We start from the raw sequence: 23,401 nt of genomic DNA on the forward strand, positions 1-23,401 counted from the left end.
GAGTTTTATCTTATAAAATAGCTGTTAGTTCTTAGCTAATAGAGAAATACATATAATTCCCTCCTAGAAAGGAAGGATAGAGAGGTGTTGATAATTAGTGTTAGGTACTATATATCTTTCTCAATGAGTACACACCCCTTACTCCCCTCTTACTAGAGGGGAAACTCATGTTTAACTCCTAAATAAGTTCCTTCTCTTTTGAGAAAAGGGAAGCGCCTGGGCTGAATTCATTATAGTAAAGAGGGAGATAGCATGAAAATATATCATTTTACTCTCATGTTTAAGAGGTTCTATATATAATCTCTTAAATATACCTTGTAATGGGTATTGATTGCGCTGTTATATACGAGTTACTTTGAGGTAGTACATTAAAAATAAATTGATTATGGCAACAGTAACTACTAGTAAAAGAAAAAAGAGTGTCTTTTCTCCAAGAGAAATAAATGATGCTTTTAAAGTAGCTCAAACTGATATACATGTATACTCAAAAAGTGTATGTCTAACAGATTCTAAAGGGTATGCTACCCCTAAAAATATGAATCCAGCAGAGATAGTGGTTCATGCTTCAGAAGGGTTTATCCCTTTATGGGCTAAAGAAGTAAATCTTAGATGGAGGTTTAATAGAAATTCTTTGACCTATTTTCATAACCCAGAAGGAGCAAAGAATGCTATAAGAGAACTTTTTGCAGAAGCGTTACTAAAATGGGGAGATGCAGCACCTATTAAATTTAGTGAACATGAAGATGTTTGGGATTTTGAAATTGTGATAAGACATTCGGATAATTGTAATAATGCTGGTTGTACACTTGCTAGTGCTTTTTTTCCAGATAGTGGACGTCATGAATTAACGATTTACCCTAAAATGTTTACACAAAGTAAAAAAGAGCAAGTAGATACTTTCATTCATGAGATTGGGCATATTTTTGGATTAAGACATTTTTTTGCCAATATAAGTGAGACTAGATGGGCTAGTGAAATATACGGAGAGCATAAGCCTTTTAGTATTATGAATTATGGTCATGAATCTGAACTTACAGCATCTGATAAATCAGATCTAAAAACATTATATCAAAAAGTTTGGAATGGCGAATTACAACATATAAACGGGACTCCTATAGTTCAAGTAATACCATATCATAGGCTTTTAACTATGAGTCAATCAATATTAATTTAATTTTTTAGTCATGAATGCATTAAGTAAAAAAACAGTAAGACTTTTAACTATTTTACTACCGAGTATAGGTGTTCTATTAATTATCTTATATTCTCTAACAGCACCAGATATAAATTTAAAATATAGAGCTATAAGTATGTTACTACTTGTAGGAGGTGCATCTTTCTTATGTGGAGGACTTGGAGGGCTTTTGTTTGGGATTCCTAAAAAAAATGAAATAGATGAAGGCATACCTAAAGATGAAATAGAACAAACAAGAAATGTCAGTTATATAGCCAATACTAATTTAGAAGAGATATCTGATTGGTTTACAAAAATGATTATTGGAATTGGTCTTGTAGAAGTCGAAAAATTATATAAATGGTTAATCACTATCTCTGAAAATATTAGTGATTCTATAAATTTACTAGGAGATTCTTCTGCTTATGTAGTGTCTCTAATTATGTATTTTCTTATTATAGGTTTTATTGAAGGGTATTTAGGGACTCGGGTTTTTCTTCCGAGACTTTTAACAAAGGCTGATGGAGCAACATAACGTTTCTTAAGTAGTTTTGGAGTGCTTACTGTTATGCGATTTCTCGTCGCTCGTTCCTCGCTCTGTCGAAATGACGAATTATAGTCATCTCGACCCTTCGACAAGCTCAGGATAAACTCTCGGAGAGATCACACAAGAAGCTCAATACGTATTGTTATGAGATTTCCTGTCTACGGCAGGCTGGCTAGTCACTCGTTCCTCGCTCTGTCGAAACGACATGTAGTATTCATGCTTGACAACCATTAAATATGCTATTTTTCTCGACAAAACCTTAATCGGGAGCAGAAGTTATTACTAGTGTGTATTCACCTCCATTGTCAAGGCAATATAAGAGTGCATCTACCGCATTACCCTCTGAACCATAAGCGTATGTTAGTTCATACCCTAATCCATCAGGAAAAGTACATCCTATTGTATAATCACCTCCATTAACAGCTAATAGTTCATTTTTACTTAACGACTGAATCCCGTCGAGATTTAATATATTTTTTAACATAGATAAAAAATTAATAATTAATAATACTCAAATTATGGGGTTTAAATAGAACAGAAGTAACGCCCGATAATGTCTTATTTATAATCTATTTAAAAACATTCCTACTTACACTTTCGCGAACTTGTCTGCCGACAGGCAGAGGTGTACTCAAGAAAACACCAAGAGTCATCTCGACCTTAGGAGAGATCACACAAGTTGCTAAGAGAATAGTGGTTTTGAAGTGTTCATTGTTATGAGATTTCTCGTCGCTCGTGCCTCACTCTGTCGAAATGACGAGTAGTTCTATGGTGTGTTGAGTATATTTTCGCGAAAGCGTAAAAAAACAACAATCTACTCTTTTCCTGACTTCCTATCCAACAATCGGTAAATAACAATACTACTCAATACCCCAATAACCACAATACTGACTTTGGCAATGGTGTTCAGCGGAAACACAAAGAGCGAAATAATAACAGAGAGCCACAATTGCGAGATGACAAACCAAATGGCGCCTTTGGATACCTTCTCACCTGAGAAGTATTTTTGGAGCATAGGACCTATGTATTTCCGTTTAAGCATCCAGTTATAGAGGCGTTCAGAACTCTGTAAGAAACACCATCCTGCGAGGAGGATAAAAGGAATGGCGGGAATACCAGGCATAATGATCCCAAAATAGGATAAGACGATAAAGAAGCATCCTAAAAATATATATAGATATTTCTTGGCAGACGGCATCATGTACGCGCCTTTTCTGTTACTATAGGATAGGCTTCTTTGATATAGGCAATCATTGTAAAACAAGTATCAATCACTCGGTCTGGAAATTTTAATTTCATCAAGATTTCAGCAGCTTTATAGAGGGACATACGACAGACTAAAAACTCTTTTAAGGCATAGACATACCCATACATCCAGGCAGCATCATTGAGGTCACGATCCCATAATGCGGCATGAAATTCAAGATAACTTTGTAGTTGATTGGTATCCAGAGGTGCTTCCAAGGTGAATGCCAGAAACTCGACAATATCACGATGTGGAATATTCTTCACTGCCAATTCCCAATCATAGATACAGACTTCTCCATTGGAACGAATTCCTGCATTTCTAGGATTAAAATCATTATGAATCACACAGATCGGTAAGGAAGTACTTGGCGTATGATCAGTGATATCTGTGAGGAAACCGTTGAGGCTTTTAAATTGGTTTTTACGGACAGGATCATCCTCTTCTTTGGTGATAATGTCAATGAGCTTTCGATAGAGTTCGCTAGCTTTTGAAGCTTGAAAAGGCTGTATCAGCAAATCGTCAATCGTATCGATACGCGTATGATAATGTTTATGTACTGAGGTAACCTCAGCAATCATGTGTTCTATGTCAGTTGGTTCCCATAATTCAGGTTTATTCTCGCTATTAAAATGAGACATGGCATCGCTGTCTAGATATTCCATGATGATCAAGAATAACTCTCGGTTGACGTTTTCCTTCTTGCCGTAATAAGTGGGTGTATTTGTAAATCCATGCGTATGTAAATCCTCATAGACAAACAATTCCTTGACGTGGCAATTAAAATATTCCGTCTGATGACGATATCTATAAATCAGATCGGACAAAGAAGGATCAATAGAGGCTGCCATACTGTGCAAGCCTTTAATCACATCCATATCCAATGCTTTGGATTTGATTAATAACGAAACATCTATATGTTCATTTTTTGCTTGAAACGGAAAGAAGCCCATCATTTTTTTTGAGGTTCTTCCGGTGAGATTGGTAATGATACCATTCTCCATATCCTTTTGATCAAAATGAATCGAAAGTTCTTTGTACTTGGGATTAGTTTGCCCCATAATACGGCTAATGAATTCTGGTGTTAATTCTGATCTCGTGAGCCAATTCACAGGCTTGTTTCTTCCTAGTTTCTCATGTGCTTTTGCAAACTCCCCACTTACAATAGCTGCAAAGGTGGAGATCTCTAAAGAGAGTGCAAATGCGGTAATGAGTTGTGCAAATCGCTGTACATTCCCATTGCCTTCACATTTCATGAGACGTAACATTTCGTTTTGTTTTGGGAGCGAAGTACCACCACCCACGGTACCCACGACCAATGTAGGTAGCGTAAGTGTAAATAGGAGTCCATCGGCTTTTTTATCTAGCTGTAAGATCCCCACAGAGGATTCATGAAGACACCCTAAATCTTGTCCCGTTGCTGCAAATATGGCAGCAATCGCATTGGCTACATTGATATTGTAGCTAAACATCCCATCTATCTTTGTAAGCGCTACCGAAGGAGTAAAACATTCCATCAACTTATCAGAGGTTGTACGGAGTACTTTTTCTATGACAGTTTCTTTTAAATAACATTCAGCAACGATACGAATCCCTCTTCCTTTTTCAACCGCATGCTTCGAGACCTTTTTATCTGAAGACCCATTGCCTTCAATGACATAATTTTTTATCTCAATCTGTGTTTCTTCGGTAAATTTTTCGACAATAAAAAGCATCGCATGCCACGTACAAGTTGTTGACATATTCTGCCCAGAAGCATCGCCTGTGGTGTAGTAAAAGCGAGTATGCACGGTATTGTCTATAATGACCGGATCTATAGCCACCAATTGTGCATGGTTGGAATGTTGTTCGGCTTCTTTTTTGATATCCTCAAAATGGGAGGGAAGCCACTTGGCAAATGCTAAAGCATCTTCTGGAGTTTGAAAAATAAACATCGGACAACGCACCATCCGTTGATGTACAAAGGTAGTCGTAATACCACCACTTAAACTCGCTGCTTTGGCGCCTCGATTCATACTCGCCACAAGCGCACCTTCCAAAGTCGCCGCACCCGCATACACTAATTCTTCTACACCATCTTGAAGATGTAATAAAGGCCCCACCAATCCAATAGGAATCTCCACCGAACCAATATAGGACTCAATCTTATTTTGAACCTCCGTATGGGACAATCCAGACATAGATACTTGAGTGGTATCATATGCTTCCTTGTTTAGATATTCTAAACGTAATTTGGTAGAATAAGGAGTTACTAATCCTCTACCGGGAACGATAGGATAATTTTCCATATTAGGTGATAATTTCGGTCGTTAGTCTTGTGTAAAAAGCATTCAGGTTGTCAAATGATGCCGCGTCAATGTTCTCGATCGTTGTTTGGTGATCTTGTGCTATCGTTTTAAATAAGGTGTCGTAGGCAGTGTTAAAATGAGATAGCACGCCTACCTTTTCATGAGGCTCCATCACTTTTCTAGAAGAGATTCTTTCCATAAGGATTTCGGGATCTGCTTTTAAAAAGAAAATATGGTTTGGTACACTTGCGTGAAATAAGTTTGCGGTGTCTTCATCTGGGGATGTTTTACCCGCAAAAAAGGTCTTGATAAACGTAAACATGGCGATTGCACCTGTATCATTTTTCCCGACAGGGAGTTGTTCTAAAATAAAAGAAAATAACGCCTCGTATTTTGTATTGTAATACCCAATTTGTTCTGGTTTCATCCCACCAGAACTTAGACGTGGCAGATAAAATTGTGCATACACAAAGGTATCAATCAACGGATGTCGCTCACAGATGATATACCGAGTGGCTGTTGTGGTTTGTTCTTTGACGAGTTGGTTAAACAACACCATCGAACAGAAAAGTGCCAAAGCTTTGAGATCACTCCAATGGTTCTCATCGGCTTCCTGACTCATCGCATTCAAAAGCTGTATCGGATGCTTTAATGGAGAAATATCAGGTAATGTTTGCGCATCTACATGAGGTAAGGTGATCAATGTCACGTGATCAAGTTGCGCTGCTTCTAGTTTAGAAAATAAGGTGCTTTTGCCAGAACCATCCAAACCTGTAATGAGAATTGTTTTGATCATGGCGCTATGATTTGAAGTGCTTGTTCTTTTAAAGTTTCAGGAGAATTTTCTGCATTCAGAATATGCCAATCTGGTTGGATATAAGTTTCAAATTCCTTATCTGCTTTCTTCTGAAAATCAATAAAATTTTCTACAGTAGCTTCTCTACATCCACATTCATATTTTGACAAATACTTTTTTCTAGAAGCACTTATTTCTGGCGAGAGCGAAAGGAAGATGGTTTTATCTGGTGTTGGAAATGTAGCGGCTAGCGTATCTATTAAATGTTGGTCAGCGCCCATTGCTGCCTCTGATGCAAAGTATTTATAATAATAAGCATTGAGTAAGATGGTTTCTATTCCTGATGCTAAAGCAGTATCTACAGCATATCGCAACGCATGTGCCATGAATAATAATCTTGCTTCTGGCGAGAGAATGCATAGGTACGTATCTACATCTTTTTTGCTGCTAAAAAGAGCTGCATCTTTATTATCCAATGCATCCCATATCGTGACTTCTTTTGCATGTGGTAATGCATGTACGAGGTGTTCAACAAGGGTTGATTTTCCTGAGCCATCAGGACCTGTAACACAAATGATAGTTGGCTTCTTATTGGACATTCTGTACTAGTTTTTTAATTTGATGTGCTTCAATGCCTTTCTTCTTCAGGTATTGAAAATACGATTCTTTAGAGGTAAAATAATTTAGTGGGGATATAAGAGTGTCAATACATAGTTTTACAAAAAGTAAGATGGTGACTTTCCAGCCAATTTCTTGCGCAATCATAGAGAATGAAAACCATGGTCCGAGCAATCTTGCTTTTAACTTATTAAGGAGTGTCGGTTGATGTGATTTGTCAATAAACTTCAACGCAAACTTAATCTCTGGGAAATAAAGAAGACGTAATATTTTTGCAAAGAAGTAGATTCTTTTATGAAACTGCGGAAAGAGATTGTAATAAATTACATTTTTTTCAATGTCCTGAAAATAATCATTGTATGATCCGTGCATGTCACCTACTTCTTCAAACATCACAAGTCGTTTGCGTAACCGTGTATTGATAAATGATGGCTTTCCTTCGGGTAATCTCTGAATCCATTCTTCTGGAATATAGTCAGAACACAGACGACACATTTCTAAGGCATATCGAGATTTCTGAATTGCTTTTGATTTTTCTATAATCGCAAAGAGTTTTTCTGTATCAATAGGCGTCGACTGAATCAAATTATAAAGATCCATACAATCACGGGTACCACATTTGAAAACTCCCAAGTGTAATATCAAATGGATGAGGTTGTATTCTGGAGAGAGTTGCTTACAAGGAATTCCATAAAAATCCAAGGGTACTGCTGTATCCCAGATTTCTTTGGTATCTACCGTAAAATGTGTGGTAGGTGATTTTAACCCCCATTGTGTTCCTATGATACACTTAAAATCAGTGCTAATAAAAGGGAGACTTGTATGGCTATATTTGGCTGGTTTTTGTTTTTCTCCACTCCATCCAAATCCTAAAGGGATATACCCTAAGTCGTAATAAATCTGCTCGATTTTTGGCCAATCTTCAAACTTGATTAAAATATCAAAATCATTCATTTTCTTATATCCTACATCGCCATAAAATGTCTGTGTAAAAGCATTTCCTTTTAGGATAATGACATCGATGTTATGATCGTGAAAGGCTTGTAGAAATTGCTTTGCAATGACATTCCTATTCTCGTTTTCTAACTTTACTTCTTGGTAAGTATTCTCAAATCGTGCGATCACCTTCTTATCAAAGAATGAGATGAATCCATGTTTCTGGAGTTGTAGATAGAGCCAAGGCGCTAGTTTCCATTGAAGGCAATATTCATAAAATGCATGCTGATCATCAATACTGGATTGTAGCGGCTTTAATGCTGCTTTACACATCTCCAATTCTTGAGGTGTCAATTGGATATGACTCAGTAATGCTGTGAGTTTAAATGTATTCATTAATGATCTATTTTTTCTATAGAACCTGTGGCTCCATTCATTTTTATTCTTTCTCCGTTACTCAAATTTTGAGTACTGTTTTTTGCACCTATAATCGCTGGAATTCCCATCTCACGACATAGGATAGAGGTATGCGAAAGCAAACTCCCACGTTCGGAAATAATGCCTTCGGCTCTGGAAAATAATCCCACCCATCCAGGTTCGAAAAAAGGTGCTACCAAAATCTTTCCTGAGATGTCTAACTCATGAATATTTTCAGGAGTGACTAATATAACTTCTCCTTCGGTAATACCACTGCTACACGCAACACCATCTAGTCCATTTTTTGAAGTAGATTGCTTCTCTGCAATAGGGTATAATTCGTTATTGACTTTGTGATATCGTATCGAATGTTCTGTGTCTTGATAAGTGGCATAGGTTGCTTTTCGCTCACGAATATGTTCTTTGTATTGAGATGCATATTGATCTGGATCCATGAGTTCTTCAAAATGAAGATATAACGAATCTCCAGAAGCTAGAATCGTATTGTTTTGTATCAGCTTCCTGTCAATCTCTCTGTAAATCTGACGAACAATGTCAAAGGTTTTGGTGCGTATAAACCGAAAGTTCTCCCGATCTCTTACACGCTTGATCGTGAACTTGACTCCCATTTTAAATAAGAATAATTTGATAGGATTAGTTCTGTATGTTTTTTTAAGAACATCTAGATAATCAAACTTGTTTTTGTTTTCTATCGAGTACTGAGGAACTGATAGATTTGATTTAAGAAAGGCAACAAAAGTGGTGGGGTCTTCTCTGTAATTTACAGTCTCAATTTTTAATTCTCCTTCGTCAGAACGTTCTCCGTATTTGCGAATGTATGACATGATATTCTCAAAATAGTCAGGATGGTACTCCTGAAGATAGGGCAATACCTGAGCACTTTCCTTTTCAAGAATTACTTTTTTTACTTCAAGATTTTGATGCAAACGATGTGTGAGATCTTGTAACGTATGTACAATCTCCATAGAAACTACCTGACCACTTCCCATCAAAGAATCGTTTAAGAAATTAGGATACTCCTGATGTAATTTAGATCGAGATATGATCTTAGTAAGACTGTTATAGGCTATCATACTGAACAGACTATTGAGGATAGGAGCATACCAATACGTACCTAACTCGGCTTCTAGTGTCGTAAAATGGGTGATTAAATCAGCATGCGATTGTGTTTCTAAAGAAGTGTTGTCAAACCGTTCTTGAATACTATCATACTGCGCAGTATATCTCTTTTTATAATGTCCAAAGAATAGGACACTTCTAATAAGATTTAAGAATAATCGTATGTATGCTATAAATGAAGCCGATTGAGATGGTTTTTGAAATGTTGCATCTTCGGCACCAAGCATTTTTGGAAATAGTTTGCTTGTCTTTTTCCCAAAAGGCATTTGGTATAAGAGTTGTTGATATGCCGTCACATTATAATACATCCCTCCTTTTATAGCACCTATCGTATTTTTAAATAAGGAATGATTCTTTTTTATAAAGGAATTTCCAGCGCCTAGAAATGTACACATTTGTATGTATGCATTGCTATACGAGTGTTGTACAAAAGAAATGGTAAGTGGCATGACAACACCTGGATAATTTACATCCATATTAGAATTATCCCACACAGTATAATCTCCTCTAGGGATCAATGTGGTGATAGGACGTACTTGTAACCAGTATACTTTATTATCGCAAATCGTAAACTCGGTATCTACGGGATGTCCTTGTAATTGATCGATTTTAAGTAAGCTTTCTCTAAGTTCTTTTAGATACGGAGATACTTTTTTAAAAAGTGCATCCTTGGTTAGTGTAATGCTTTTGTAATTTGAAGACAGTCCATAAAGTTCACCATGATAGTGCTCATCTTCTGAGATGATTTCGAACGGTTTTCCAAGATTGATCATCATCGCATTTTCTTCACCAGAAACCAATTTGAGTCCTAATCCAGGAATGATATTGATGATCGGATGTTCGCTCACTTGCTCAAGCGGATTGACAGAAAATCCAACACCAGAGAATTCGCCACAAATCATTTCTTGTAACACGATATTAAATCCGAAGTCTTCAGTTTCATGATATGCTGTATGCTCAGTTTGGGCGTTTTTAAAACCAGCAATTACGCTATTAAAAGCAGCTACTAGTTCATCAGGTTTGCAATTAATCTCGGTCGTAAAAATTCCTGCATAGGATTTGTCTTTACCATCTTCGACCTCAGCACTAGATCGTACTGCCCATAAGGATTCTTTTTCTGGGGTAACATTTTCTATCCATTCGTCACATAAGGATGCTATTGATACTTTTTCTGTAATGATGTCTTGAATGGTATGATTAGGTATAATATAAAAAGGAGGCACACGAAACCCTTTTCGCGAAAGCGAAATCAAACCATCGGCTTTACCGCCAAATGATTGTGAAGGTATGTTTTGATACGAATAATAAGTACTCATAGTCCGCGGACGAAAGAATTCTGATTGGTTTTTGATTGATTGGTTTTTGACATTGCTACTTAAAAGGGGAGGCTAGCTTTTATAAGCGTAGAAGATAGCAACTTGAAAATCACTTTTGTTATTTACTCAGATTTTCTTTTGTCTATGGTATATACTGATTTATAGGCTGTTATTTTAATAATGATTGATTGTTTCATAGAAGGAATTTACGTAAAATCTTGTTAGTAATAAAAATAAAATGTGAATCTATAAACTGATATATAAGATATTATGATCTGTGTGTTGAAGTTGTTGAGGTTTCATAGGGGGTGAGGTTGGGTTCGCTTTCGCGAAAGCGTACTTAGAAAAGAATCAATAACGCATTTTAAGAACCTATTTTTGAAGTAGCTATAAAACCATTAATTTCTTAAATATTTATTAATTTTGTAAAAAGTTGTATTTATATAACATAATATTAAAAATTTAATTGTTTCTTTACAGTAATTATTCTTAGAAACGTTTTCTGAAAATAAGAATCAGATGGTATCCCACTCATTTGATATACAATAAGCACCACATATAGAAGGTAACATCTTCATGGCATTGATTTGCCAAGGGTATATAACAATGCCTTTGTTTTATATAGAATACATAACTGTATCTCGAAGTGGGAGAGGTGCGTAATGTTTACATATGTTTGATTAAAGGTGATAATTAAAAATTGAATGATAATGATATGAATATTTTTGATGATTTAAATAGGGAGGAAGTAAGATTTCTTAGCTTTCCAGAAACTGGAAATAGTGCGCTAGATGCTATAGCTGTTGGACCGAATGGGAGATCTTTTCCAGAGTTTCCGAGTCGTTTTGCAAATAGTAGATTTGGAGCTTCTTGGGATACCGCTATTTATAAAGATGATGAACTCCTAGAAGATACGTCATTATCTGTGCGTTATGTAGTGACTGTAAGCGATACGGCTAGAAACATAAAAGTGAAGTTTGAGAATGAAGTGGTGCCAGATGATGTTATCAAACTGTATCTAGTTGTAGGTGATAAAAGACCTATTGATTATAATAAACCTGAAAAAGAAGATTTGCGACTGGCAAACATACGGTATTCTAATCTTGTTGAAATTGTGGGGTTTGTGATTGGAGATGACGTTGTAAAAGCGATAGAAGATGATAGTCGTTTGTATCAAGAGTATGTAGATAAATTTGTAAGAAGCTTTACGGAGTCTACTTCTGATGTTTCTGCCTTAAGAAAAGCGCTCTCAGATGCCTTTACACATTATCTAGAAAACCCAAGAAGTAATTTCTTTAAACGTAGTTTTATAGGAGATCTGATTAAGAAAGAGCTTATAAAAGATTTACAAGAATTTTGGAAACCTATTCTCAGTAGCTTGGCAAGAGAGATCCGTACGCTTAAGATAGAGGATGAGAAGTACTGGCAACCCTATACGGCATCGGGGGATCTTAAAAGTGATGCAAAATATACACCTATTTTTCCTGTAGCAGAAGCTTCTCAAGAGGTAGGTCTCTTTTTTAATGGAGTTATTAAGCAGTTTGAGGTTTTTGATACCGTTATATCAGATTATCTAAATATCAATACATTAAAGGGAAAACCTGATGTTATTGTCTTTAAAGACACGACAAAGAATACGATTCTTATAAATATATTTAGAGAGGTTTATGATTTTTTTAAAGGCATTATTAATTTTGTAAAAGAGGGATTAGAAAACTTTATTGCATCGTTTATTGACTCAGGATTTACATTAAACGCTTTTTTTGTAGGAGTTTATAATGGAGTGATTCATTTTATTGCTAGTTTAGTAGATATAATTAGTTTTTTTGCAGGATTCTTAAGCGGTGATTCTGAACAGGTTTTTGAAGCAGTACGTAAAGAATTTGAAAAACTAAAAGAAGTTGGTTTTTTTAGTTATATATATGCGCAACTAGCAAAATTCTTTGAGAAAATAAGTAAACGCTATGATAGCTCACAAGCAAAGTATGTAATCACTAAAAATCTTGGAGAAGATATCTTTAAGGTTTTTGAAACTATTATTACTATATACGCTGGAGTTCAGGTAGTAAAAAGAGCTGCTAGAGGGATAAAAGGATTACGTAAGCAGGTAGATGATACTATAGAGCTTTCATCAAGAAATATTGATGACCTTTTTACTAGAACTTCTGATGATATTGATGAATTGTTCAGAAATAAAAAAAGTAATAAAGATGGAGGTATTCTACTTACAAGATCTGAATTACTCAAATTTAAGAGAGATATTCAGCTTAGATATAAGAATCTAGGTTTAAAAGTTGAAGTAGTTAGAAATGTTCCTAGATTTAAGAAAAGGTTGAAAAGATGGAATTTGGATAATACACAAGGATCTTTTAACCCAGGACCTCCACCTATAATGTTTTTAAGACCAAAGAGTACCCAATTAACAGTACAGCACGAGGTATGGCATCTTGAAGACCTTGATAGATTAGGAATTGAACAATATAAAAGAACTCCTAATTGGAGCCATGAAGAAAGTGTATGGTTTAAAATACTTAAAAATAAGTCAAAATGGACTAAACAGGAGTTGATAGATTCTTATGATTATTACAAAAAGACTGTTTGGAGAGCGGGAGGAAATCCAATTATTAATCAAGATATTGAGGATATCATAAAAAAGAAATAAAACAATGAATTATACAGAAGATTATGCAATAACATTAGCAGAGAAAGTTCTTAAAGATATTGGATATTGGGGAGAGGATTACGAGGAGCCCACAGTGAGATTTGATGCTGGGGAATATATTGTAATTGGCAAAGACACTTGGTTAGTCAGTTTTCCTTATGCTGCAGAAGATTATGGTAGAGATGTAGATGGTCATAGTAACGCGTTAAGACATGTTACGATTTTTGACAGTGATGGTATTGCAACAAGTATTTCTTATCGAAATGGTCATGTTGAACTTGGATATAATATAGAGGAAGATATATATTTTATTGCTGACCGTAGACCATAAGAGTAATTTAGAAGATTTTGAAAAATATTAAAATAGAACGGTTATACTATGTTGATTTATAGGACAAAATTATTTAATCAATTGATTATCAATTAAATATAATTATTTGATTTGCAGTCCATTATGTATTATTGAATTATTTATTATTAGTATGGGTAAACCGTAACATGTTGATTATCAGATAATTTTTATTATTTTTAGAATAGTAATAATCAAAAAATAGTAAAAATTATGTTACAATCAATTTTAAAATTAAAAGGAGCTCAAGAATTAGACAATGCAACGTAACGACAAATAGAAGGAGGATGGATTCCTAGAAACATTTGCCACTCTGATGAAGAGTGTCATCATACACAAACGTGTATAGCTTGTATTTGTACAGCTCCTGGAGATCAACTATAGTATCGAACAGAAAATATGAGAAAGCGGGCGTAAAGCCCGCTTTTCTTTTTTATATATAATATACTTGAAATAGATATTACAGAATTATGAGTGTGTTGTATTGTTTTCTAGAACTAGATTACCCAATAAGTGTAAATACAAAACGACTCTCATTACTATAGGTTTCTTCTGGATGAAGTAATGCAGAGGGAAAATGAGGGTGATGAGGAGCGTCTGGAAAATTTTGTGTTTCAAAACAGATCGCAGAAAAAGGGCCATAGATAGCTTGTTCTTTATATGGAATCTCAGGAAGTTGTTTGGGCGTATAGACCACCATGCCTGGTTGGTTGGTATATACATCCATATGAATACCTGTCTTTGCCGAGAATAAAGATGCTTTAATAGGGTGATCGTTTAGGACAAATGTATCATCATATCCTAAAAAATCAGGACGTCCAATTTGCGAAACTTCTTTGCGGTCAAAACGAGTATATGCTGTTTCTTTTAAAGTACCAGTCGGAATTAAATTAGGCAAAACCTCTAGATATTGATCACTAGAAATGCGAAGTGTATGATCTAGGACATTTCTCTCACCGTCAAGATTAAAATATGCATGATTGGTTAAGTTGAGATACGTTGTTGCATCTGTTGTCGCTGTATATGTAATGACTACTTCATTGTCTTCTGTTAATGTGTAGGTAACAACTACTTTTAAATTGCCAGGATACCCTTCTTCCATATGCACACTCAGATAGGATAATGTAACCGTTGTATGATCTTCTTGTTCTTCAATGTTCCAATACTTTTGATCAAATCCATGGGTACCTCCATGCAAATGAACTCCATCTGTATACGTAAATTCATCATTTGTAAGAAGTGTTTCTTTTTTTGAATCAGAAATACGTCCAGCATACCTGCCTATACTTGCACCAAGACATATGCCATAGTCTGTGTAGGGCGTTGTTGTGTATGCTTGGGCGGTATCTAGTCCCACAATAACATTGGTCTCTCCTTTCTGTTTATTAGGGATGTATAAGGCGGTAATGGTTGCTCCATAATTACATATTTCTAAGCGAAGCCCATGCGTATTATGAAGGGTAATGGTTTTAAGAATTGGCATACAATAATTCGTCTGAAGACATCAAGTAAAAAGAGGTCTGTCGTTTTGAGGTTAGAAAGACGAAATATAATCAAAGTTTATAATCTAAAAAAAAGGATGTTTTATACGCTTTCGCGAAAGCGTACTATGAGTCAGGCAATCTTAAAACAAAAAAATCCTAATCAATTTTGATTATGCCTTTTATTGATAACACAAGGGTACTCCATCGTGGAGTAGGGTAGGTAGCGTTTTGAACTTTTTTAAATGAAGATATTACGATTAATTTTAAGTGAGTCAAGTAGTATAATTATTTAGCTCATTTTCTGATTTTTGTTGCAAGTCCATTATTGTTTATCTTTCATTTATGGAGTTCAATTACAAAGGAAAAGATAATAGTCAATTTAACTTGATAGATCTTAAAGAGTTAAGTTATACAGCACCAAAAAAACGGGATGGATTGTTTAAAATAATCTGGACAATGAGCGATGATGTTACTATTGGTGTAGATGGTTATCGCGTGTTTTTAAAAAAGAACTACCTGCTTTTTGCTTCACCATTAAATAAACTCGATGTTACTATTGAAAATAAAGACGTTATTGTCTATACATTTACAAGAGAGTTTTATTGTATTAGAGATCATGATAGTGAGGTGTCTTGCAACGGATTTTTATTTTTAGGTTCATCCTCGCCAATAGTTGTAGGACTTAATGAAAAAGAGCAACGAAGTTTTAATTTATTATATGACTTTTTTGTTGAAGAGTTTGAAACAATAGATCATATACAGGGCGAAATGCTTTTAGTACTTTTAAAGAGACTACTTATAAAATCGGTTAGGATTGCAAGAAAAGTGTTACCAGTAGAAGATATGCCACAGGAGAAATTAGATACGATTAGGAAGTTTAATTTGCTAGTAGAAATGCATTTTAGAGAAAAACACAAAGTAAGTGATTATGCCGATTTAATGAATCTTACACCAAAATCATTATCCAATTTATTTGCACGGTATTTTAATAAATCACCCTTAAAAATTATTACAGAACGTATTGTATTAGAAGGCAAACGATTATTAGATTTTTCTGATAAGAATATCAACGAAATAACCTATAGTTTAGGGTTTGAAGAGGCTTCTCATTTTTCAAAATTCTTTAAAACTCAGGTAGGGCTCTCACCAAAACAATACAAAGATTGTAACTCTTAATTTTTAGTAAAATGTATATTTTTTGAGGTAAGTTGTAAATCTATTCAATTATGTTTATGCTCTATATTTACGCAATATATGAGAGTTTTTATTCTATATTGATTAGTTTTTGATTAAATATTTAAGACTTGTTATTTTAGTGGGTTAACCGCCTGAATTGTTAATTGTGAGGAAAATGTATATAACCATGTGAGAAATTGATATGTAGAAAATAAGACTCTTACCGTAATTTTGTCCCATAATTAAAACAAGAAAGGAAACTATAATGGACAACAAAAAACTAACGTGGAAAGATGTCATTCATTTTGCAGTAAAAGGGAATCCAACACCAGATAAACGTGTTGAAAAAACCGAAGCAGAATGGCGCGAATTATTGACTCCAGAACAATTTAGAATTACACGTAAAAAAGGAACAGAAAGAGCACATTCTGGAGCACTTTGTAGTATATATGATGAGGGGAAATATAATTGTGTATGTTGTGATACACCTTTGTTTGATTCTACAATTAAATTTAGTTCAGGTACAGGGTGGCCAAGTTTTACACAACCTATAAAAGAGAATGCTATTAAGTATGAAAAAGATGATTCTTTTGGGATGACTCGCGTTGAGGTTATGTGTAATACTTGCGATGCACATCAAGGACACGTTTTTCCTGATGGACCAGCACCAAGTGGATTACGTTATTGTATCAATTCGGAAGCAATGCGTTTGGACACAAATGCTAACGAATAAATAAAATGATTAATTATGAAAGCAAATAATTTACAAACTATAACAGTTGGAGGAGGGTGTTTTTGGTGTATTGAGGCTATTTTTAATCAAATAGAAGGTGTAGAGAACGTGGTTTCTGGCTATACTGGAGGTACAGTTCCAGGAACGCCAACTTATAGAGAAGTTTGTTCTGGTAGAACAGGACACGCAGAGGTGATACAAGCAAATTTTGACGCTAGCATCATTAGCTATGAGGAACTGTTGGTGATTTTTATGACCAGTCATAATCCAACAACATCAAATCAACAAGGTGTAGATGTAGGTTCACAATATCGTTCAGTTATTTACTATCACGATAATGAACAAAAAGAAATTGCAGAAGAGGTTGTAAAACAATTAGCACCTTATTTTGAGAACTCTATAACAACAGAAATTAGTGAATCAGAGAAGTTTCACGCTGCAGAAGCCTATCATCAAGATTATTATGCAAATAATCAATCGCAAGGGTATTGTACTGCAGTAATAACACCAAAATTGGTAAAACTTCGTAAAATGCACGCTAATAGATTAAAAACTGTTACCGCTTAAGAGAACTTCTATGAGTTCTATTATATATAAAATATAAGGGCGTTAATGCAACGCCCTAACTTTACTTGAAATTTTATAAAGATGAGATTATTACTAATCCTTGTGCTAGCAATGCTACCAAGTATTTTGGTGTCTAAAACATCTAAAAAAACATAAAAAAATGAACAGAGAAACTGCCCAAGAACAAATAGTTAAAGCACCAGAATTTGACGTGAAAGATTGGATTGATGCTAATGGAAACAAAACAGAACAAGTAAAGCTATCTGATTTTGATGGAAAGTTTAAAGTCGTATACTGTTTTCAAAGTTGGTGCCCTGGCTGTCATAGTGTTGGATTACCTAATCTTCAAAAAATGGTAGATGCATTAGAAGGAAATGATAAGGTTGCCTTTGTAGCGATACAGACCGTTTTTGAAGGACATCATGCCAATACGTATGATAAAATGGTAGAGGCGCAAAAAAAGTACGATTTAAAAATTCCATTTGGACACGATGCTGGAGATGACGGAAAATCGCGTTCAAAAGTAATGACAAATTACCAAACGGGAGGCACACCTTGGTTTATCCTTATAGATCAAAATAACAATATCGTGTTTGCAGATTTTCACTTAAATGTAGATGCAGCAATAGAGGTATTAAAAAGTGTAAAATAAAAATGTTAAGAAACGTTCCAAAAATCAAATTGTATGGTGCAGACCATTGTCATAAAACTCGCTATTATCAGTTGGTACTTGATAAAATAGGTCTGCCATATGAGTTTTTAGATGTAGAGGCCAATAAGGCTCACGCAGAAGAGCTTCGTAACCTCTATGAAAATAGGAAATTAAACTTTCCAACCATAACTATTGGAAAGAAGAAACTACGCAATCCATATAAAGAAGATATCCTAAAATGGATGCATAAATTGATACCAAGTATGTTAGAGTTAAAACACGATAAAGAGAATAAAAAATATACTTTAAATATAAACGGCGAAGAGGCTAAAGTAGAGTATGTTTTTAAAAATGATAAAATGTATTTAGTGCATTCTGAAGTGCCTTATAATTTAAGAGGAAAAGGAATTGGTAAAGAATTGGTACTAAAAACATTTGAGAAATTAACCGAAGAAGCTCATAAAGCTGTTGCTATTTGCTCTTATATTAAAGCAGTAAAAAACAGAGATGATTATTGGAAAAATATTATAGAATAAAAAAATAAAATCCTTTGCTTTAAAATAGAAACAAAAATAGTGAGGAAAATACATCTAATTAGAGGAAGTATATGACCGTGTGAAACTGTTGTTTGGTTATATTTTGTAAAGAATAATAATAAACATAAAACTATGAACACATATAAAAAAGCATACATAGCAGGTGGTTGTTTTTGGGGAATGGAAGATCTCTTTAGAAAACGCCCAGGAGTGGTAGATACTGAAGTAGGCTACCAAGGAGGAGAAAACGATAATCCAACCTATAGAAATCATCCAGGTCATGCAGAAGGGATAGAAATAACGTATGACCCGACAGAAACTTCATTTAAAGCCTTATTAGATTATTTTTATAGAATGCATAACCCAACAACGGTAGATAGACAAGGTAATGATAGAGGTTCAAGTTACCGTTCGGCAATATTTTTTCAAAATGAAGAAGAGAAATCTGAAGCTGAAGAAATCATACAACTTGTTGACGCTTCTGGAAAATGGCAAGGTAAAGTAGCTACAACATTAGAGCCTTGGTCTACATTTTGGAAAGCCGAAGATTATCATCAAGATTATTTGGTTAAAAACCCTAATGGATATACGTGCCACTTTGAAAGATTTGGTGAAAGCTTTATCAAATAATTGAAAAATAGAGGTTATGAGTCTTGATGTAAATTCTACCAATAGCAAATTTGAATCTTTATAAATAAAAGATTCAAATTTGAACCAATTAAACTTTAAAAAACAAGAATAAAATGAAGGGCATATTTTTTTAGTAACCGTAACAATCTTTATTATTGGTTGTGAAAAGGAAGAAATTTGAGAAGTAAAAGCAATATTACGAGAGAGAGAGTAGAGAAGCTGAAAAAAGAAAATAATGATTCTATTCGTTTAATGTCTTTAAAGCAAATTAAAGCTCTTAAATTCTATTGAAAAGTAAATTGTTGAATATAGAAAATTATGGCAATCCATTTTATGGAGAGCATCAGTAACAAGTAGACCAGCCTTCAAAAGTGTTAGTTTAGGAAATAAGCATAATGAAAGATTACGTAAAATAATTAAAGAAAATGGAGAAATGAAAATTATACATTTATCAGAAGGAAGTAGTTTACAGTTTTTAAAGACAGCACTGAATAAATAAATTTGGTTGTACAATAAAAATAAAAGCCCCTATAAAATATAGGGGCTTTATAATATAATGTGGAGTCGGGCGGACTCGAACCGCCGTCCAAACAAGTAACAAAACAGCTTTCTACACGTTTAGTTTCTAATTAATTTTCGTGCAATCACCGGTCAGAAACTACCAAGGATTACCTTATTCTCGATTAAGATTCGCTATTGCATCAAGACCCTGCAAAGGCTAGGTTTACTTTTACGAAGTCACTATATCGATTGCCGTAAACCAAGGCTCTCGAGTGACTTCCTGCTTGTCTACCTTGTAGACCGAGGCATTATCCTACTATAATTCGGATTATGCAGCTAGGGCGTAGTTGTTCTCGCCGTTTAAAAAGTTTGAAATATGATATTTACGAGCTATATCCCAGCGCTCGGCGTGCTTACTATTTGGTTAATCTCGCTGTCAAAACCAAATCGACCCCAATATTAAAAAGAACAAATATCAAATCTTAAAATAAAACTTGAAACATACTGTTTATGCTTTCGCGAAAGCGGAAACAAAACAAGTCTGCAAATATAGGACTTAAACCCATATATTTGCTCTCTAAATTAACGTCAAAAGGTGTACCAAAATAAAGACCTGACAAATAAACCGAAAATAAAAGTTATATCTATGAAGTTTGCCATCATTAAAGAACGTAAAAATCCACCAGATCGTAGAGTCGTATTTTCTCCAGACATGCTTGCAGAAACTCGTACACAATCTCCTGAAGCAACGTTTGTAGTAGAGTCATCAGATATTCGAATTTTTTCTGATGATGCCTATAAAAATAATGGATTTGACGTATTACATGATGTAACTTCTGCAGATGTGATGATAGGGGTAAAAGAAGTGCCAATAGAAGCACTTATACCTCATAAAAAATATTTCTTTTTTAGTCATACTATCAAGAAACAACCGTATAACAGAAAGTTATTACGTGCTATTCTAGAAAAAAATATAGAAATGTATGATCACGAAGTGATCGTTAAAGAAAATGGAGCAAGATTAATAGGTTTTGGACGTTATGCAGGATTGGTAGGTGCTTATAATGGTTTTAGGTTATTAGGGATTCGTGATGGGATTTTTAAATTACCTAAAGTAGAACACTTAGGAGATCTAGAAGAGGTAAAACAGGAGCTTGATAAAATCGCACTTCCTGTGATGAAAATAGCACTTTCCGGAACTGGAAAAGTAGCAAAAGGAGCAAAAGAAATTTTAGACCACCTTAAGATTAGAGAAGTGACAGATGAAGAATATCTCTCTCAAGATTTTGATGAACCTGTATATTGTCTTATAGATGTGATGGAGTATACAAGGCGTAAAGATGGAACTGTAGGAGATAAATATGCTTTTTATGATGATCCTTCTCCTTATGAAAGCGATTTTATGCAGTATGCAAAAGTGACAGATTACTTTATAGCTGGTCACTTTTATGGAGATGGTGCTCCTTTCTTATTTACACGCGAAGATGCAAAACATCCAGATTTTAAAATACACCTAGTTGCAGATGTGTCTTGTGATATAGATGGTCCTGTGGCATCTACTATACGCCCATCTACGATTGCAGATCCTTTTTATGGATATGATCCAATTACAGAAAAAGAAACGAGTATAGACGCGCCAGGAACTATAGCTGTCATGGCAGTAGATAACTTGCCTTGTGAACTTCCTAAAGATGCAAGTGAAGGCTTTGGAGAGATGTTTATGAAGTACGTGATCCCTTCTTTTTATAATAACGATAAAGATGGTATTTTAGGACGAGCTCTTATGACTCAAGACGGAAAATTGACAGAACGGTATGCATATCTACAGGATTATGTAGATGGTAAAGAATAGGCTGTTAAGATTCCTATAAATATAATCTATACTATAGATTCTGTATGTATCTTTATAAAGCATGAAAGTACTTATAACTGGAGCAACAGGACTCGTAGGGAAGGCTATCACACAAGAATGTTTAAAACAAGGCATTGTTGTGCATTATCTCACGACGTCTAAGAAAAAAATTATCTCAAAAAAAGATTATAAAGGATTCTATTGGAATCCAGCTCAAGGAGAAATAGATGAAGCATGTTTTGAAGGAGTGCAATCTATTATACATCTAGCCGGAGCTTCTATTGCTCAAAAATGGACAGTCTCTAATAAGAAAATCATAAAAGAGAGCCGTATTAAGAGTGCAGGTTTATTATTTGATACACTTGAACGATTCCGTGATCATGGAAACCCATCTACAGTAAAACATATCATCTCTGCAAGTGGGATAGGATGTTATCCTTCATCTCCTACCAAGTTTTATAATGAAAAATACCCAAATTATGCCACAGACTTTTTGGGAGAAGTTGTTCAGGAATGGGAACAGGCAGCGATTGAGTTTCAGCAACTAGATATTGCAACGAGTATTATTCGTATGGGTATTGTTTTGGATGGTCGTGAAGGCGCTCTTGCCAAAATAACCAAACCGGTAAAGCTGTATGCAGGCGCACCTCTCGGAACTGGAAAGCAATGGCAATCATGGATTCATATAGATGATATAGCACGCTTATATGTTCATGTACTTACAAACGAATTAATTGGTGTTTATAATGGAGTGGCTCCTAACCCTGTGACAAATGAAAAATTGACAAGAGCAGTCGCTCAAAGATTAAAAAAACCACTATTCTTGCCAAATGTTCCCAAAGTGATTCTTAAAATGCTTCTAGGAGAAATGGGAACTATCGCTTTACAAAGCCAAATGGTGTCTTCAGAAAAAATAGAAGAAACAGGTTTTGTTTTTGGATATACCTCTATTGAAAAAGCGATAGAGGACTTATTATAAAGTTCAGAAATATAATAGGTATTAAAATGACAAAAAGCCATTTCTATTTGAAATGGCTTTTTTATGATTAAAAAACAGGTATTTATAGAAGTGTTTTTTCGCTTAAAGCGAAAAAGTATGTTCATGTCATTACTTAGTATACATAAGATGTTAAAGAAAAGCATCTATTGTGACATTTTGACATTTTATAAGAATTGGCAGTACTTTTGCCTTTTCAATTGGAAATTGAAGTAGTGACCAATTATGGCAAAAAAAGATAACACACAAGAAATAGAAGATATTCAAGTTGATGGGAATCAACCAGAAGATATAGCAACAGAAGCGCAACAAGAGACAGAAACTGAGTTAAGCGAGGTAGATCAATTAAAAAATGAACTTTCTACAGAAAAGGATAAGTTCCTTAGGCTTTTTGCAGAATTTGAAAACTATAAACGTCGTACAACAAAAGAACGTTTAGAGTTATTTAAAACTGCTGGACAGGAAGTTATACAGTCTTTGTTACCAGTGATAGATGATTTTGATCGTGCAATGAATGAGATTGAAAAAGCAAAAGATAAAGAACTTGCAAAGGGAGTAAGTCTCATAAGTAATAAATTGCGAGAAACATTAAAATCTAAAGGTCTTGAAGAGACAAAAGTAAAAGCAGGAGATGCCTTTGATGCAGAGTTGCACGAGGCAATTACACAGATACCTGCGCCTAACAAGAAGATGGTAGGTAAGATTGTAGATGTTATAGAAAAGGGATACAGTTTAGGAGATAAGATTATTCGTTTTCCTAAAGTAGTAACTGGGAAATAAGAAG

Annotated in this window: 21 protein-coding genes and 1 other RNA gene; 13 read left to right on the forward strand and 9 right to left on the reverse strand. The window is 34.7% G+C overall.

Going from position 1 to position 23,401, the window contains the following annotated elements; translation table 11 throughout:
* The first annotated feature begins 385 nt into the window (after positions 1-385).
* Positions 386-1,174: a matrixin family metalloprotease gene (locus ABJD27_RS15455; protein WP_348173885.1), complete on the forward strand. Its 789-nt coding sequence runs from the start codon at positions 386-388 to the stop codon at positions 1,172-1,174.
* Positions 1,175-1,184: 10 nt separating this feature from the next.
* Entirely contained in the window at positions 1,185-1,709 is a 525-nt protein-coding gene (locus ABJD27_RS15460; RefSeq protein WP_348173883.1) for a hypothetical protein, read from the forward strand.
* Positions 1,710-1,980: 271 nt separating this feature from the next.
* On the opposite strand, the gene ABJD27_RS15465 is transcribed toward ABJD27_RS15460, so the two are convergent.
* The 7 genes from ABJD27_RS15465 to ABJD27_RS15495 all read right to left on the reverse strand — a co-directional run bounded on the left by ABJD27_RS15465 (position 1,981) and on the right by ABJD27_RS15495 (position 10,478).
* Positions 1,981-2,205 carry a hypothetical protein gene (locus ABJD27_RS15465; protein WP_348173881.1) on the reverse strand — a complete coding sequence of 75 codons (225 nt, stop codon included), beginning with the start codon at positions 2,203-2,205 and terminating at the stop codon, positions 1,981-1,983.
* A 330-nt stretch (positions 2,206-2,535) separates the two neighbouring features.
* Positions 2,536-2,922 (reverse strand): YbaN family protein, encoded by a 387-nt coding sequence (locus ABJD27_RS15470; RefSeq protein WP_348202065.1) that lies wholly within the window; start codon positions 2,920-2,922, stop codon positions 2,536-2,538.
* Positions 2,919-5,255, reverse strand: a complete 2,337-nt coding sequence (locus ABJD27_RS15475; RefSeq protein WP_348173844.1) for a phosphotransferase — start codon at positions 5,253-5,255, stop codon at positions 2,919-2,921. Before ABJD27_RS15475 ends, ABJD27_RS15470 begins: the two co-directional genes overlap by 4 nt.
* 1 nt (position 5,256) lies before the next feature.
* Positions 5,257-6,051, reverse strand: a complete 795-nt coding sequence (locus tag ABJD27_RS15480) for a hypothetical protein (RefSeq protein ID WP_348173846.1) — start codon at positions 6,049-6,051, stop codon at positions 5,257-5,259.
* Positions 6,048-6,650 carry a hypothetical protein gene (locus ABJD27_RS15485; protein WP_348173848.1) on the reverse strand — a complete coding sequence of 201 codons (603 nt, stop codon included), beginning with the start codon at positions 6,648-6,650 and terminating at the stop codon, positions 6,048-6,050. Before ABJD27_RS15485 ends, ABJD27_RS15480 begins: the two co-directional genes overlap by 4 nt.
* Positions 6,640-8,001: a nucleotidyltransferase family protein gene (locus ABJD27_RS15490; protein ID WP_348173850.1), complete on the reverse strand. Its 1,362-nt coding sequence runs from the start codon at positions 7,999-8,001 to the stop codon at positions 6,640-6,642. The genes ABJD27_RS15485 and ABJD27_RS15490 overlap by 11 nt, the downstream gene beginning before the upstream one ends.
* Complete coding sequence (locus ABJD27_RS15495; RefSeq protein ID WP_348173852.1) at positions 8,001-10,478, reverse strand: PEP/pyruvate-binding domain-containing protein; 2,478 nt, start codon at positions 10,476-10,478, stop codon at positions 8,001-8,003. Before ABJD27_RS15495 ends, ABJD27_RS15490 begins: the two co-directional genes overlap by 1 nt.
* A gap of 715 nt (positions 10,479-11,193) precedes the next feature.
* Between ABJD27_RS15495 and ABJD27_RS15500 the strand changes: the two genes are divergently transcribed.
* Positions 11,194-13,140: a zincin-like metallopeptidase toxin domain-containing protein gene (locus ABJD27_RS15500; RefSeq protein ID WP_348173854.1), complete on the forward strand. Its 1,947-nt coding sequence runs from the start codon at positions 11,194-11,196 to the stop codon at positions 13,138-13,140.
* A gap of 4 nt (positions 13,141-13,144) precedes the next feature.
* On the forward strand, positions 13,145-13,471 hold the full coding sequence (locus ABJD27_RS15505) for a hypothetical protein (RefSeq protein WP_348173856.1): 327 nt from the start codon (positions 13,145-13,147) through the stop codon (positions 13,469-13,471).
* A gap of 520 nt (positions 13,472-13,991) precedes the next feature.
* On the opposite strand, the gene ABJD27_RS15510 is transcribed toward ABJD27_RS15505, so the two are convergent.
* Entirely contained in the window at positions 13,992-14,972 is a 981-nt protein-coding gene (locus ABJD27_RS15510) for an aldose epimerase family protein (RefSeq protein ID WP_348173858.1), read from the reverse strand.
* 343 nt (positions 14,973-15,315) lie between these two features.
* Between ABJD27_RS15510 and ABJD27_RS15515 the strand changes: the two genes are divergently transcribed.
* From ABJD27_RS15515 to msrA (ABJD27_RS15540), 6 genes are all read left to right on the forward strand, one after another.
* Positions 15,316-16,149, forward strand: coding sequence for an AraC family transcriptional regulator (locus ABJD27_RS15515; protein ID WP_348173860.1), 834 nt, complete (start codon positions 15,316-15,318; stop codon positions 16,147-16,149).
* Positions 16,150-16,414: 265 nt separating this feature from the next.
* A complete protein-coding gene (gene msrB, locus ABJD27_RS15520) occupies positions 16,415-16,882 on the forward strand; it encodes a peptide-methionine (R)-S-oxide reductase MsrB (protein ID WP_348173862.1) in 468 nt (155 codons plus the stop codon).
* 15 nt (positions 16,883-16,897) lie between these two features.
* The gene (gene msrA / locus ABJD27_RS15525) at positions 16,898-17,449 is read left to right on the forward strand and encodes a peptide-methionine (S)-S-oxide reductase MsrA (RefSeq protein ID WP_348173864.1); all 552 of its coding nucleotides are present in this window, start codon (positions 16,898-16,900) and stop codon (positions 17,447-17,449) included.
* 160 nt (positions 17,450-17,609) lie between these two features.
* Positions 17,610-18,101 (forward strand): TlpA disulfide reductase family protein, encoded by a 492-nt coding sequence (locus ABJD27_RS15530; RefSeq protein WP_348173866.1) that lies wholly within the window; start codon positions 17,610-17,612, stop codon positions 18,099-18,101.
* 2 nt (positions 18,102-18,103) lie between these two features.
* Positions 18,104-18,637, forward strand: coding sequence for an N-acetyltransferase (locus ABJD27_RS15535; RefSeq protein WP_348173868.1), 534 nt, complete (start codon positions 18,104-18,106; stop codon positions 18,635-18,637).
* 132 nt (positions 18,638-18,769) lie between these two features.
* Positions 18,770-19,267: a peptide-methionine (S)-S-oxide reductase MsrA gene (gene msrA / locus ABJD27_RS15540; RefSeq protein WP_348173869.1), complete on the forward strand. Its 498-nt coding sequence runs from the start codon at positions 18,770-18,772 to the stop codon at positions 19,265-19,267.
* 556 nt (positions 19,268-19,823) lie between these two features.
* On the opposite strand, the gene ssrA is transcribed toward msrA (ABJD27_RS15540), so the two are convergent.
* Positions 19,824-20,223, reverse strand: a transfer-messenger RNA (tmRNA) gene (gene ssrA, locus ABJD27_RS15545).
* A 191-nt stretch (positions 20,224-20,414) separates the two neighbouring features.
* On the opposite strand from ssrA, the gene ABJD27_RS15550 reads away from it, so the two are divergent.
* From ABJD27_RS15550 to ABJD27_RS15560, 3 genes are all read left to right on the forward strand, one after another.
* Positions 20,415-21,620 (forward strand): NAD(P)-dependent oxidoreductase, encoded by a 1,206-nt coding sequence (locus ABJD27_RS15550; protein WP_348173871.1) that lies wholly within the window; start codon positions 20,415-20,417, stop codon positions 21,618-21,620.
* A 61-nt stretch (positions 21,621-21,681) separates the two neighbouring features.
* Positions 21,682-22,599, forward strand: coding sequence for a TIGR01777 family oxidoreductase (locus ABJD27_RS15555; protein ID WP_348173873.1), 918 nt, complete (start codon positions 21,682-21,684; stop codon positions 22,597-22,599).
* A 243-nt stretch (positions 22,600-22,842) separates the two neighbouring features.
* Positions 22,843-23,397 (forward strand): nucleotide exchange factor GrpE, encoded by a 555-nt coding sequence (locus tag ABJD27_RS15560; RefSeq protein WP_348173875.1) that lies wholly within the window; start codon positions 22,843-22,845, stop codon positions 23,395-23,397.
* Positions 23,398-23,401 lie beyond the last annotated feature (4 nt).

The sequence above is a fragment of the Dokdonia sp. genome, from assembly GCF_039945015.1.
Taxonomy (GTDB): Bacteria; Bacteroidota; Bacteroidia; order Flavobacteriales; family Flavobacteriaceae; genus Dokdonia.

Excerpts from the sequence above, each read along its gene's own strand:
- ABJD27_RS15455 (WP_348173885.1), top strand. The coding sequence starts at position 386 with ATGGCAACAGTAACTACTAGTAAAAGAAAAAAGAGTGTCTTTTCTCCA.
- ABJD27_RS15460 (WP_348173883.1), top strand. The coding sequence starts at position 1,185 with ATGAATGCATTAAGTAAAAAAACAGTAAGACTTTTAACTATTTTACTA.
- ABJD27_RS15465 (WP_348173881.1), bottom strand. The coding sequence starts at position 2,205 with ATGTTAAAAAATATATTAAATCTCGACGGGATTCAGTCGTTAAGTAAA.
- ABJD27_RS15470 (WP_348202065.1), bottom strand. The coding sequence starts at position 2,922 with ATGATGCCGTCTGCCAAGAAATATCTATATATATTTTTAGGATGCTTC.
- ABJD27_RS15475 (WP_348173844.1), bottom strand. The coding sequence starts at position 5,255 with ATGGAAAATTATCCTATCGTTCCCGGTAGAGGATTAGTAACTCCTTAT.
- ABJD27_RS15480 (WP_348173846.1), bottom strand. The coding sequence starts at position 6,051 with ATGATCAAAACAATTCTCATTACAGGTTTGGATGGTTCTGGCAAAAGC.
- ABJD27_RS15485 (WP_348173848.1), bottom strand. The coding sequence starts at position 6,650 with ATGTCCAATAAGAAGCCAACTATCATTTGTGTTACAGGTCCTGATGGC.
- ABJD27_RS15490 (WP_348173850.1), bottom strand. The coding sequence starts at position 8,001 with ATGAATACATTTAAACTCACAGCATTACTGAGTCATATCCAATTGACA.
- ABJD27_RS15495 (WP_348173852.1), bottom strand. The coding sequence starts at position 10,478 with ATGAGTACTTATTATTCGTATCAAAACATACCTTCACAATCATTTGGC.
- ABJD27_RS15500 (WP_348173854.1), top strand. The coding sequence starts at position 11,194 with ATGAATATTTTTGATGATTTAAATAGGGAGGAAGTAAGATTTCTTAGC.
- ABJD27_RS15505 (WP_348173856.1), top strand. The coding sequence starts at position 13,145 with ATGAATTATACAGAAGATTATGCAATAACATTAGCAGAGAAAGTTCTT.
- ABJD27_RS15510 (WP_348173858.1), bottom strand. The coding sequence starts at position 14,972 with ATGCCAATTCTTAAAACCATTACCCTTCATAATACGCATGGGCTTCGC.
- ABJD27_RS15515 (WP_348173860.1), top strand. The coding sequence starts at position 15,316 with ATGGAGTTCAATTACAAAGGAAAAGATAATAGTCAATTTAACTTGATA.
- msrB (WP_348173862.1), top strand. The coding sequence starts at position 16,415 with ATGGACAACAAAAAACTAACGTGGAAAGATGTCATTCATTTTGCAGTA.
- msrA (WP_348173864.1), top strand. The coding sequence starts at position 16,898 with ATGAAAGCAAATAATTTACAAACTATAACAGTTGGAGGAGGGTGTTTT.
- ABJD27_RS15530 (WP_348173866.1), top strand. The coding sequence starts at position 17,610 with ATGAACAGAGAAACTGCCCAAGAACAAATAGTTAAAGCACCAGAATTT.
- ABJD27_RS15535 (WP_348173868.1), top strand. The coding sequence starts at position 18,104 with ATGTTAAGAAACGTTCCAAAAATCAAATTGTATGGTGCAGACCATTGT.
- msrA (WP_348173869.1), top strand. The coding sequence starts at position 18,770 with ATGAACACATATAAAAAAGCATACATAGCAGGTGGTTGTTTTTGGGGA.
- ABJD27_RS15550 (WP_348173871.1), top strand. The coding sequence starts at position 20,415 with ATGAAGTTTGCCATCATTAAAGAACGTAAAAATCCACCAGATCGTAGA.
- ABJD27_RS15555 (WP_348173873.1), top strand. The coding sequence starts at position 21,682 with ATGAAAGTACTTATAACTGGAGCAACAGGACTCGTAGGGAAGGCTATC.
- ABJD27_RS15560 (WP_348173875.1), top strand. The coding sequence starts at position 22,843 with ATGGCAAAAAAAGATAACACACAAGAAATAGAAGATATTCAAGTTGAT.